This is a genomic window from Streptomyces sp. NBC_00273, assembly GCF_036178145.1.
In the GTDB taxonomy this organism is placed as follows: domain Bacteria; phylum Actinomycetota; class Actinomycetes; order Streptomycetales; family Streptomycetaceae; genus Streptomyces.
This window is the reverse complement of the sequence record NZ_CP108067.1, coordinates 1,726,665-1,738,651: the sequence shown is the minus strand read 5'-3', so window position 1 is coordinate 1,738,651 and position 11,987 is coordinate 1,726,665. Positions and strand designations below refer to the sequence as shown.

The following is an 11,987-nucleotide window of genomic DNA, read 5'->3' as shown; positions in this document are numbered from 1 at the left end:
CTCGCTCGGGGCCACCACCCGGAACGCCGAAGCGCGTCAGCTGACCCAGGCGGTGCACGCCAGCTTGACGCCCTCGACGTTCACGCAGGCGCGCAGCCAGGTGCCGTCCGGCCAGTACTGCATGGACGTGTACGCCTCGCCCCCGTCACGGTGTTCGTATCCGCGCGTTCCGTCCCACGTCTTGCCGCCGTCCGTGGACCGGTCGATCCACACCCCGTACTTGTAGTAGCGCGTGGCCGTCTTCGCCCAGCCGTACCATCTGCCGTCCTTCTTGCCGGAGCGCAGCGCCACGGTGGCGTAACCGTCGATGGTCGCCGTCGAGTCGGTGCTCGGGCCGGAGTCCCAGCTGACCGGGCCGGGGTCCCAGCCGTCACAGGCGTACTCGCTGCACCCCAGTCCGGCGGCCGAGGCGGGATTGCCCGTGGTCACCAGCGTGGCGAGGGCCATGGCCGCGACCGGCAGAGCCCGGGTGAGTATCCGACTTCCCTTGATGCGCATGATCCGTCCCGTCTTCGTCGAGTGCTGGGCGGGGAGACCCGCACCGGGCCCCCGTCGACGGCCGGGGGCCCGGTGTCCGGAGCCCCTCGGTCGACGTGGGAAGAGTGCACGCGGCACCCAACACGTGCCCAACGCGCTGCCAACGGGGCCGCCGCAGCGATCTCAGCCGGTCACCGCCGCACGTCGGAGTCGAGTCGACCTCCTGAAGGCCGTCCGGTCCGGTGGTCTCGAGGCACGGTGACGAAGGCGCCGAGCCAGCCGCTCGCGCCGTCGGGGACGGTCCGGGAGCGCTGTTCGGTCTGCTGGACCCGGCCAGAATCCCGGCCAGCGCCCCACGGGCGGTGCGGAAGCTGCTCGTCTCCAGCATTCGGCTCGAACCGCCCGGCGGAGGGTCCGTCACCCGGACGGGTGATGGCCGTGGTGCGACTGTCGTTGAACCTGCCGGAACATCCCCCCGGCCCACCACCACACGGCCCCGGGCAGACCGTGGCGCGGGTGAGGAGACCGCAGGACGGGCCCGGGCGGGGCCGCCCTTTCCGGTACCCTGCCGGGGTAATCCAGCAGGTGCGGGCCGAGAGCCCGGTGGGATGGAGATCGGCCATGGCCCTTCGATATGACTGCTCCACGGCTTCCGGCCGGACCGACGGGCTGAGCACGGCCGCCCGGGCGGTACGCCGGGGCGAGCTCGTGGTGCTCCCGACGGACACCGTCTACGGCATCGGTGCGGACGCCTTCAACGCGGACGCGGTGGACAGCCTGCTGGGAGCCAAGGGGCGGGACCGTGCGATGCCCTCGCCGGTGCTGGTCGCCTCCCCGGACGCCCTGCACGACCTGGTCGCCGAATTGCCCAAGCAGGGGTGGGCCTTGGTGGAGGCGTTCTGGCCGGGCGGGCTGACCCTGGTCGCCCGTCATCTGCCCTCGCTGACCTGGGACCTCGGGGAGACCCACGGCACGGTCGCGGTCCGGATGCCGTCCCATCCCGTGGCGCTCGAGCTGCTCGCCGAGACCGGACCGATGGCGGTCTCCAGTGCCAATCTGACCGGCCGCCCCTCTCCGCAGGACTGCGACGCCGCGCAGGACATGCTGGGCGACTCCGTCGCCGTCTACCTCGACGGCGGGCGCACCGAGGCCGCCGTCGCCTCCTCGATCGTGGACCTCACCGGCCCGGTACCGGTCCTCAGGCGTGCCGGCGCCATCAGCGCCCACGCCTTGCGCGGCGTCGTGCCCGACCTGCTGGAGCCGTGACCCCCGGCAGGTGGCATCGCGGAGTGCCGGCGCGAAGCCGGGCCGCCGTCGCACCTCGGTCCTTCGCCGGACCCCGCAGTGTGGCGGTCCGGGCGGGGTCGTAGCCTGCGGTCATGAGTACCTCGCTGTCACCGACTCCGTCCGAGGCCTTCGAGCTGCTGCTGGCCGGCAACCGGCGTTTCATCGCGGGCGCACCCGAGCACCCGAACCAGGACGCCGCCCGCCGCACCGAGACCGCACCGGCTCAGAGTCCCTTCGCGGTGTTCTTCGGCTGCTCCGACTCGCGACTGGCCGCCGAGATCATCTTCGACCGCGGGCTGGGGGACCTGTTCGTCGTCCGCACCGCGGGCCACGTCGCGGGTCCGGAGGTCCTGGGCAGCATCGAGTACGCGGTGAGCGTGCTGGAGAGCCCGCTGGTCGTCGTGCTGGGCCACGACAAGTGCGGTGCGGTCGCCGCGACCCGCGCCGCCCTGACCGACGGCGTCAGCGCGACCGGATACGTGCGCGACGTCATCGAACGCGTCACCCCCAGCGTGCTGGCCGCCCGCGCCGCCGGACTCACCGACGAGGACGACATCATCGCCGAGCACATACGGCACACCGTCGACCTCCTCATGGACCGCTCCCGCGTCCTCGCCGACCAGGTCACGGCAGGGCGCACCGCCGTGGTGGGCCTGTCCTACCGACTGGCCGACGGCAGCGCCCGGGTCATCACCACCCGCGGCCTCCCGAGCGAGGTGTCGGCCTGAGCGCCCGTTGACGGGCCGGGCGCCGCACGACGGCAGCGTTGGGGCGGGCGGGGGTCCTCCGTCGTCGCCGTGTGCGCCAGGACTCAGGACCTGACGGCCGTCCGCGCCACGGAGGCCACCGGTCGGAGGGTCAGTGCGTCCTCGAAGGCGCGGGCGGCGCCGAGGCCGCGGGCGGGTGGGGTCGTACATGGGCGATGACGAGGGCGACGTCGTCGGTCGCGTCGTGGTGTCGCAGTGCGTCCAGGAGCCGGTCGCAGGTCGCCTCCGGCGGGAGGCCGGGATCGGCGAGCAGGCGCAGGAGCAGGTCGAGGCGGTCGTCCAGGGCGTCGTCGCGGGTTTCGACGAGGCCGTCGGTGTAGAGGACCAACCGGTCCCCGGGGAGCAGGTCGAGGACGGTGTTCTCGAAGTCTGCACGGCCGAGGTCTCCCGTGCCGAGCGGCACGCCGGTGGGGAGGGCGAGCAGGCGGGGGGCCTGCCCCGACCGGATGACGACGGGGGGCGGGTGGCCGGCGAGGGCGACGCGGCAGCGGGAGCGGTGCGGGTCCCAGGTGGCGTAGACGCAGGTCGCGATGGTCCCGTCCAGCTCGGCGGTGATGTGGTCGAGGTGGCGCAGCACCCGGGCCGGGTCGAGGCCGAGGTCCGCCAGGGTACGGGTGGCCGTGCGCAGTTGTCCCATGGTGGCGGCGGCATGGACACCGTGCCCCATGACGTCGCCGACCACGAGAGCGGTCTTGTCCCGTGGCTGGGGGATCGCGTCGAACCAGTCGCCGCCGATGCCGCTGGCCGCTGCCGCGGGCTGGTAGCGGTAGGCGATCTGCAGGCCGGCCGACCGGGGCGGGGGGTGGGGGAGGAGGTGGCGCTGGAGCGTCAGGGCGGTGTCGGTGGCGTGCTGGTACCAGCGGGCGTTGTCGATGGCGATGGCGGCGCGGGTGGCCAGCTCACCGGCCAGGGTGACGTCGTCGTGGTCGAAGGGGAGCGGATTGCGGGTGCGCAGGAGGCCGAGGGCGCCGAGGACCTGGCCCCGGGCGGTCAGGGGTACGGCCAGGTAGGAGTGCGCACCCTCGTGGGCGAGGAGGTCCGCGGCGGCTGCGTCGCGCGCGATGTGCGCCAGGTCCGCGCCGGTGACGTGCGACACGAGGACGGGGCGCCCGGTGCTCACGCAGCGGGTGACCAGGCGTTCGGCCGGATACGTGATGCGTTCGCCCACCGGGTCGGTGACGCGGACCGAGGTCGTTTCGTAGGCCGTCGCCACTGCCAGGGCCATGAAGAGCGCCTGCCCCGTCCGGGGGCCGGGCGCCGTGGCGACGCTGCCCTCCAGGACGGAGTCGAGGACGTCGACCGAGGCGATGTCGGCCAGGTCGGCCACGACGAGGTGGGCGAGCTCGCGGGCCGTGCGCTCCAGGTCCAGGGTGGTCCCGACGGTCACCGACGCACGGGCGATGACGTCGAGGCGCCTACGGGCTTCGGCGGCCTCTTTGGCCGCACGGTAGCTGTCGGTGACGTCCACCACCATGAGGGCCACACCGATCACCCGTCCGCGCGGGTCCTCCAGCCGGTAGTACGAGCCCGACCAGGCGTGCTCCTGGTCCGGGTCGGCGGGGGTGCGCCCGGTGCCGTACTGGTCCAGCAGGGGCACGCCGGTGACCAGGACCTGGCGCATGGCGGCTTCGATCGCGTCCGTGTCCAGGAACGGCAGGGCCTCACCGGGTGTACGGCCCAGGTGGCTTTCGGCGGGCAGGCCGTTGATCCGCTGGAGCGTCGGGTTGACCAGGACGTAGCGCAGGTCGGTGTCGAGCACCGCCAGCCCGAGCGGGGACTGCGCCACCAGGGGCACCGACAGCGCCAGGTCGCGCTCCACGCCCCGTAGTACGGCCTCGTCGCAGGCGATCCCCAGGGCGTACACGCCGCCGTGCTCGTCCTGCAGCCGCATGTTGCGGAACTCCACCAGCCGTGTGGAGCCGTCCTTGCGCCGTACGGGGAACACGCCCGCCCAGGCGCCGCCGCCGGCCATGACCTTGCCGAACCGTTCGAGGACCAGGTCCACGTACTCTTCGACGACCAGCAGTTTCGCCGCGTAGCTGCCGAGCGCTTCCTCGGCCGACCAGCCGAACAGGTCCTGTGCCTGGGGGCTCCACAACGTGATCCGCCCGTCGGCGTCCAGGACCACCGCGGCCACGCTCAGAACGTCCAGCAGTCCGCCGGGCTCGGAGGGGACCACTTTCGCCGGGCCGGGCCCGGCCCGGAACGTCTCGGACATGACCACGACCGGACCTCCTCCTTCACCCCGTGCGGCGGGCACGGGACCCGATGATCCGGTCCCCTGCGCGCCCCGCGGCCCTCATCTCATCCTCCTCCCCTCCCGTGCGGGCGGCACTCTCCAACCCGGGTACCATCCAGCATTGCATCTGTGGCCGATATGGCCGAAGAAACTGGCATTTGCCGGGCATTTCCGCCCGTCGTTCACGTCCGGGAGAGCGCCGAGCGACCCGCGAAGCGCGCCGAGTCGCCCAGCTCCTCTTCGATCCGGATCAGTTGGTTGTACTTCGCGGTGCGGTCGGAACGGGAGAGCGACCCGGTCTTGATCTGACCGCAGCCGGTCGCCACCGCCAGGTCCGCGATCGTGGTGTCCTCCGTCTCGCCAGAGCGGTGCGACATGACGGCCGTCCAGCCCGCCCGGTGGGCCGTGGCCACCGTGGCGAGCGCCTCGGTCAGGGTCCCGATCTGGTTGACCTTGACCAGGACCGAGTTGCCGACGCCGGTGCGGATGCCCTCGCGCAGCAGCGTCTCGTTGGTGCAGAACACGTCGTCGCCGGTGAGCTGGCAGCGGTCGCCCACGCGGGCGGTCAGCTCGCGCCAGCCGTCCGGGTCGTTCTCCGCCATCGGGTCCTCGATGGAGACGATCGGGTAGGCGTCGATGAGCTTGGCCAGGTAGTCGACGTTGTCGGAGGGAGTGCGCCGCACGCCCTCGCCCGCGTACTCGTACACCCCGTCGCGGAAGAACTCCGACGACGCCGGGTCCATGACCAGGCCGATGTCCGTGCCGGGGCGGTAGCCGGTGCGCTCGATGGCGGCCATCACGAAGTCGAGCGCCTCTTCGGCGCTGCGCAGCGCCGGCGCGAAGCCGAATCACGCGCCGGCCGCACCCCACGGACGGCCGCAAGGCGCTGGTCGAACTGTCGGACGCGGGCCGGGCCGCGCTGGAAGCGGAGCGCGGCCGCAGGGCCGGCTGGCTCGCGCAAGCCATCGAGGCCGAACTCACCGAGGAGGAGCGGGCGCTGCTGGCACGGAGCGCCGCCCTACTGGAGCGGCTCGCCACGCGCTAGCACTCCGACGGGCGACGTTCGCCTCCCAGGCGGCCGATCGGTCGGGGGTTCTCGCGACCGACCGCTTCGGTGGGCCCGTGGCCGATAGGGTCCGGCCATGCCCACGCACGAACGTGAGATCGTCGCGCCCGTCGACCTGTGCGGCACCGACGGAAGGATCGCCCCGGACGCGATCGGCTGGTCGCGCCGACCGCTGCACCGCTGCCGGATTCCCGGCTGGGGGCGGACGAAGCGGTGGGAGTACTGGTGCGTCACCACGCCCACGCACCTGGTGGCCCTGACCGTGAGCGACCTCGACTACCTGGCCCTTAACTCGGTCTACGTCCTGGAATACGGTTCGACCGTAAGGGAATTCGAGCGCACCGCGATCCTGCCCGGCGGATTCGGCGTCCGTCTCCCCGACACCATCGCCGGAGCTCCGGATCCGGGGTCTCCTGCGCTCGTGGTCGGACCGCCGCGGCCGGCCGGGAGCCGGGTAAGGATCGAGATCCGGGGCGAGGGCTCCGGGACCCGCTTGCGGGCGCGCTGTCTGAGCCCGCAGGGCCTCCCGGTGGAGGTGGACCTCCACGTCGAGATGCCCGCCGGGCACGAGACCCTCTCCGTGGTGGTCCCCTGGGACGAACGTCGTTTCCAGTACACCTCCAAGCACACGGCCCGGCCCGCGTCCGGGACGGTGCGCATCGGCGGCGACGTGCTGGCGTTCGGCGACGACGCCTGGGGCACCCTCGACCACGGGCGCGGCCGGTGGCCCCGCTCGGTGGTGTGGAACTGGGGCGCCGCGTCCGGGCGTACCGACGGCCGCACCGTCGGGCTGCAGTTCGGCGGCCGCTGGACCCGCGGCACCGGAGCGACCGAGAACGCGGTGTGCGTGGACGGCCGGATCAGCAAGATCGGCCAGGAGCTGGAGTGGCACTGGTCCCCGGGCGACCACCTGGCACCGTGGTCGATCCGCAGCCCCGGATCGGACCGGGTGGACCTGGTGTTCACCCCGTTCCACAACCGGTCCACCCGCACCGACATCGGGCTCCTCGCCAACCGCACGGACCAGTGCTTCGGCCACTACACGGGCTCGATCCGCACGGACGACGGCGAGCGGATCGCGGTGGACCGGCTGTTGGGCTGGGCCGAGGACGTCCGCATGCGCTGGTAGGCCGTCACACCGCAGGCCGCACCCGGACGCACGCCCGACTCCGACTCGCGGCGTCGCTCCGACTCGCGGCGTCGCTCCGACTCGCGGCGCCGCCCCGGCCCGTGGCGGGTCAGCCGGTCGTCGCGGCGAAGGGGCCGTCGCCCGTGAACGCCAGCCGCGCGAAGTTCTCGGCGATGCGGCGGTGCCCTTCGGGGCAGGGGTGGACCGCGTCCGGCAGCGGGAGTTCGGCGTGGTCGCTCTCGCCGTACAGGTCGCGTCCGTCGAGGTGGTGGAGGTTCGGGTCGTCGGCCGTCCGCTGTTGCACGACGGCCGCGAGCGCGTCGCGGATGACGTTGAGGGTGAGCCGCCCGGCAGCGCGCTCGGCCGGATCGCCCGTGGCCTTGAACCGCAGGGTCCCGCCGTCGAAGTCCGGCGCGAGCGGGCCGGGCGTGTCCTCCTGGACCGGGCACAGAAGGGGGGAGACCACCAGCAGCGGTGTCGTGGGACGGCCCTCGCGGATGGTGTCGAGGAAGCCGTGGACGGCGGGGACGAAGGCGCGCAGGCGCATCGTGTCACCGTTGACGACATTGATGCCGATCTTGAGGCTGATCAGGTCCGCGGGGGTGTCCCGCATCGCACGCGCCGTGAACGGGTCCAGTAGCGCGCTCCCGCCGAACCCCATGTTGACCAGCTCCACTCCGCCCCGGGCAGCGGCCAGGGCGGGCCAGATGGCGCTCGGGCGGACGGCGTTCGACCCGTGGCTGATGGAACTGCCGTGGTGCAGCCACACCCTGCGCCCGCTGCTGCGCGCCGGCTCGACGGGGGCTTCGGTGCGCAGGGCGATCAACTCGGTGACCTCCGTGTGCGGAAGCCAGATCTCGATGTCCTTGTCACCCGCCGGGAGACCGGCGAACCGGGCGGTCCCCGCGGGCCCTTCGGTCAGCTCCGCGGTCTGGCTGACCATGTCGGTGACCGTACGGACGTTGCCGCCGGCCACCGTGGCCCGGGCGGTGAGGCGGCCGTCCACCAGCAGGTCGTACACGCCGTCCGGCGGGGGCGGGAACCCCTTGTAGACCCGCTTGGTGGGCAGCGTGTCGAGCTCGATGACGGTGGACCGGGTGCGGAAGGCCAGTCGTACGCCGGAGGGTTGGGCCTCGGCCACGGCCAGCAGGTCGTCGGGGATCTGCTGCCGCGCCCGGGCAGGCAGTCGGTGCGGCAGCAGACCGCGCGCGGTCCGCTCCACGTCGAGGTGCCCGCGCAGGATGTCCGCGGTGACGGGTGTGGTGATCCAGCCCTGTTCGCTGCTCATTGCCTCAGCCTGCTGATCCGGGTGTAGGGGGGGACATAGGTACGGGACACGGGTACGGCACGTAGGTGCGGGAGTGGGTCCTGGGCGGCGCGCGGGGCGCCGCTGCTCAAGGGGTGTTCCGGTGCCGCAGCATGGCGTCGAGCGATTCCAGGGTCCAGGCCCAGGACTCCTGCGAGTCGACGGCCGTGTGGCTGAAGCCGCCGGCTGCCTCCAGGCTGACGTAGCCGTGGAACACGCTGCCCAACATGCGGACCGCGTGCGTCTGGTCCGGCTCCGCCAGGTCGTAGCCGCGCAGGATCGCCCGCGTCATCTGAGCGTGCCGCACCCCTGCGCTGGCGGCAGCCGTCTGCGGGTCGAGCCTGAGCCGGGCGGCGTCGTAGCGCCCGGGATGCGCCCGCGCGTAGTCGCGGTAGGCGTTCGCGAAGGCGATCAGGGCGTCCTTGCCCGCACGGCCGGCCACGGCGGCGGCGACCAGGTCGGCCAGTTCCTCCAGCGCGAGCAGGGCGATCCTGGTCTTGAGCTCGTGGGAGCTCTTCAGGTGCGAGTACAGGCTCGCGACCTTGACGTCGAACCGCCGGGCGAGCGCCGAAAGGGTCACCTGGTCGAATCCGGCCTCGTCGGCCATCTCGGCCCCCGCCAGGGTCAGCCGCTCCGGGGTCAGTCCCACCCTCACCATGACCTTCACCTTCCCTCGATCTGACGACAGCCATTATGTATTTACCTAAAAGCTATAGGCAAATCAACCTTCCTTATGGGATCTGCGCCGTACGAGTGACGTACGTCGTGGGGTCCGGCTCGGCGGGACGGTGCAGCGGGCCCGGCATACGCTGGTTCGGGGGGCCGAGAGCCGGGCGGCGACGCATTCCGGAAGGGACGCCCTGATGGACGAGTACCCGCTGATCGAGAACCACGGCCTGATAGGCGATCTGCAGACCGCGGCGCTGGTCACCTCCGACGGGGTGGTCGACTGGTTCTGCTGCCCGCGCTTCGACTCGCCCAGCGTGTTCGGAGCCCTGCTGGACAAGGACAAGGGCGGCCACTGCACGGTCCGCCCGGCCCACGCGACGTACGCGACCAAGCAGTTGTACCTGCCCGACACCGCGGTGCTGGTGACCCGCTTCATGACCGAGGCCGGCGCCGGCGAGGTGGTCGACTTCATGCCCCTGACCGGCACCACGATCACGCCCCGGCACCGACTCGTCCGCATGGTCCGCTGCGTGCGCGGCAGCATGACCTTCGACGTCGACATCGCGCCCCGGTTCGACTACGGGCGCAAGTCGCACGACCTGAACCTCACGCAGAACGGGGCGGTGTTCACCGCCGACGGCGCCACCCTGACCGTGCACACCATCCGGGAACCGGAGGACGAGCGGCTGGGTCAACTCCTGAGCGCCGGCGAGCGCGACCTGCACCTCACCCTGCGCCTCACGGCGGGGCAACAGCGCGGCCTGATCCTGGAGTCGGCCGCCGACGGGCCGCCCCGGCAGGTCCGTCTCACCGAGTACGAGGAGCTCTTCCAGGCCACCATCGGCTACTGGCGGACCTGGCTGAGCACCTCCCGCTACACCGGCCGCTGGCGCGAGGCGGTGGAGCGCTCCGCCGTGACCTTGAAGCTGATGACCTACGCCCCCACCGGCGCCGTCGTCGCCGCCCCCACCGCGGGACTGCCCGAGCAGCTCGGCGGCGAGCGCAACTGGGACTACCGCTACACGTGGATCCGGGACGCCTCGTTCTCCGTGTACGCCCTGCTCGGCATGGGCTTCACGGAAGAGGCGAAGGCCTTCATCGGGTGGCTCGACGACCGCATCAAGGAACGGGCGGGCGGCGAGAGCGAATCGGGACCGCTGAACATCATGTACGCGGTCGACGGCTCCTCCGACCTGAAGGAGGAGACCCTGGACCACTGGGAGGGCTACGAACGCTCGGCCCCCGTCCGCATCGGCAACGGGGCCGCCACCCAGCTCCAGATGGACATCTACGGCGAGGCGCTGGACAGCATCTCCTTCGCGCACGGACACGACATCCACCTCGGCTACCACGGATGGACCGGCATGGTCCACGTCCTGGACTGGCTGGCCGACCACTGGGACCAGGCCGACGAGGGCCTGTGGGAGACCCGCGGCGGGGCCAAGGACTTCACCTACGGCCGGGTGATGTCATGGGTGGCCTTCGACCGCGCGCTGCGGCTCGCCGCGGCCGGCGGCCGTCCCGCGCCCATGCAGCGCTGGAACTCCACCCGGGACCGGATCTTCCAACAGGTCATGGAGAAGGGGTGGAACGAGGGCCGCGGCGCCTTCGTCCAGCACTACGGCAGCGAGGTGCTCGACTCGTCCCTCCTGCGCATGCCGACCGTCGGCTTCCTCACCCCCCAGGACCCGATGTGGGCCTCCACCCTCGACGCGATGGAGCAGGAACTGGTCAGCGACAGCCTGGTGTACCGCTACAACCCCGAAGCGTCTCCGGACGGCCTGCGCGGCTCCGAGGGCACCTTCTCGCTGTGCACCTTCATGTACGTCGACGCACTCGCCCGGGCCGGCCGGATCGACCAGGCCCGCCTCGTCCTGGAGAAGATGCTGGGCTATGCAAACCACCTGGGCCTGTACTCCGAGGAGATCGACCTGACCGGGCGCCAACTGGGCAACTTCCCGCAGGCGTTCACCCACCTCGCCCTCATCGACGCGGCGATCACGCTCGACGCGGCCCTGAACCGGGGCCCCATCCGGTAGGGGTGCCCGTAGGTTGGGCACGTGACGACTACTGCATCGCAAGAAGCATTCCTCCAGGCGTTCCACGCGGAGTACCCGGCAGTGACCGCGGAAGCGCTCGGGCGTGGCCGCGCTCCCGACGGCCGGTCCAGCTACGAGATCCTGTGCGATCGGGTGACCGGAAGCACGCGCGTGCTGGATCTCGGCTGCGGCGACGGCCACCTGCTCGAGTTACTGGCCCGAAAGGGCGGGAGGGAACTCGCCGGGGTGGACCTGTCGGCGCACTCCCTGGCCCTGGCACGACGTCGACCGGCGCTGTCCGCAGCGAAGTTGGAGGAAGGCCGGGCCCAAGAGCTTCCCTTCGCCGACGACAGCTTCGACGCGTGCGTTTCCCACATGGCGCTGATGTTGATGGGCGAGATCGAGCACGTCGTGGCCGAAGTTGCGCGCGTGCTGTCTCCGGGAGGGGTTCTGGCATGCGTAGTGGGGGGTGGGGCCGTGGGCGGAGAGGCTTATGAACGGTTCCTCGCATTGCTGCGGGCCACGATCGAGGAGGCACCGGCCGCACAGCGCATCCCGGCGTTGGGGGACCGGAGGGCACGCAGCCGCGAAGGGCTCGACGAAGTCCTCGGACCGGCAGGCTTCACGGCGGTCGACTGGGAGACCGTTCCCCTCGACCTGAGCGGACCGGTGGAGCAGGTATGGACCGCCGTGTCCGGTCTCTACGATCTCGGCCCGCTCGATCGGGCGACGGTGGAGCGTCTGCGCCGAGCCTTCCTCGCCGAGGTGAGGGCCATGACGACATCGGACGGGCACGTCCCCTGCGCCTTCAACATCCACGTGGCCACGGCCCGCCTGCGCTAGGCCCTGTCGTCATTGGGTCGTTCGCCGGTCCGCACTGTTCCGTGCCCTTGGGCCCGCCTCCGATACGCCGCGGCATCTGGCAGCACTCCTGGTCTGCTACCTGTCAGCCGATGTCGATGCTCGGGCCCGGATGTGGCAGGACGGCACGGAGCCGGGCGAACCCGT

General features: G+C 71.8%; 9 protein-coding genes and 2 pseudogenes. 6 read left to right on the top strand and 5 right to left on the bottom strand.

Annotated elements, in window-relative coordinates; all coding sequences use genetic code 11:
- Nucleotides 1-36: 36 nt before the first annotated feature.
- Complete coding sequence (locus tag OG386_RS07450) at nt 37-498, bottom strand: hypothetical protein (RefSeq protein ID WP_328787366.1); 462 nt, start codon at nt 496-498, stop codon at nt 37-39.
- A gap of 600 nt (nt 499-1,098) precedes the next feature.
- On the opposite strand from OG386_RS07450, the gene OG386_RS07445 reads away from it, so the two are divergent.
- On the top strand, nt 1,099-1,743 hold the full coding sequence (locus OG386_RS07445) for an L-threonylcarbamoyladenylate synthase (RefSeq protein ID WP_328787365.1): 645 nt from the start codon (nt 1,099-1,101) through the stop codon (nt 1,741-1,743).
- A 113-nt stretch (nt 1,744-1,856) separates the two neighbouring features.
- Nucleotides 1,857-2,492, top strand: coding sequence for a carbonic anhydrase (locus OG386_RS07440; RefSeq protein WP_327381412.1), 636 nt, complete (start codon nt 1,857-1,859; stop codon nt 2,490-2,492).
- A gap of 130 nt (nt 2,493-2,622) precedes the next feature.
- On the opposite strand, the gene OG386_RS07435 is transcribed toward OG386_RS07440, so the two are convergent.
- Nucleotides 2,623-4,749 (bottom strand): SpoIIE family protein phosphatase, encoded by a 2,127-nt coding sequence (locus OG386_RS07435; protein WP_328787364.1) that lies wholly within the window; start codon nt 4,747-4,749, stop codon nt 2,623-2,625.
- Nucleotides 4,750-4,952: 203 nt separating this feature from the next.
- A pseudogene (gene eno, locus OG386_RS07430) lies at nt 4,953-5,615 on the bottom strand (phosphopyruvate hydratase); the annotation flags it as partial.
- Between the two features lie 2 nt (nt 5,616-5,617).
- Here eno and OG386_RS07425 point away from each other — a divergent pair.
- Together OG386_RS07425 and OG386_RS07420 are read left to right on the top strand one after the other, a co-directional pair.
- Nucleotides 5,618-5,815 (top strand): annotated as a pseudogene (locus tag OG386_RS07425) (MarR family transcriptional regulator); the annotation flags it as partial.
- A gap of 97 nt (nt 5,816-5,912) precedes the next feature.
- On the top strand, nt 5,913-6,965 hold the full coding sequence (locus OG386_RS07420; RefSeq protein WP_328787363.1) for a DUF2804 domain-containing protein: 1,053 nt from the start codon (nt 5,913-5,915) through the stop codon (nt 6,963-6,965).
- 109 nt (nt 6,966-7,074) lie between these two features.
- Here the strand turns inward: OG386_RS07420 and OG386_RS07415 are convergent, their stop codons facing one another.
- On the bottom strand, nt 7,075-8,253 hold the full coding sequence (locus OG386_RS07415) for a GDSL-type esterase/lipase family protein (protein WP_328787362.1): 1,179 nt from the start codon (nt 8,251-8,253) through the stop codon (nt 7,075-7,077).
- Nucleotides 8,254-8,359: 106 nt separating this feature from the next.
- Entirely contained in the window at nt 8,360-8,929 is a 570-nt protein-coding gene (locus tag OG386_RS07410; protein ID WP_327381408.1) for a TetR/AcrR family transcriptional regulator, read from the bottom strand.
- Nucleotides 8,930-9,134: 205 nt separating this feature from the next.
- Between OG386_RS07410 and OG386_RS07405 the strand changes: the two genes are divergently transcribed.
- Entirely contained in the window at nt 9,135-10,979 is a 1,845-nt protein-coding gene (locus tag OG386_RS07405; protein ID WP_328787361.1) for a glycoside hydrolase family 15 protein, read from the top strand.
- A 21-nt stretch (nt 10,980-11,000) separates the two neighbouring features.
- Entirely contained in the window at nt 11,001-11,822 is an 822-nt protein-coding gene (locus OG386_RS07400; protein WP_328787360.1) for a class I SAM-dependent methyltransferase, read from the top strand.
- Nucleotides 11,823-11,987 lie beyond the last annotated feature (165 nt).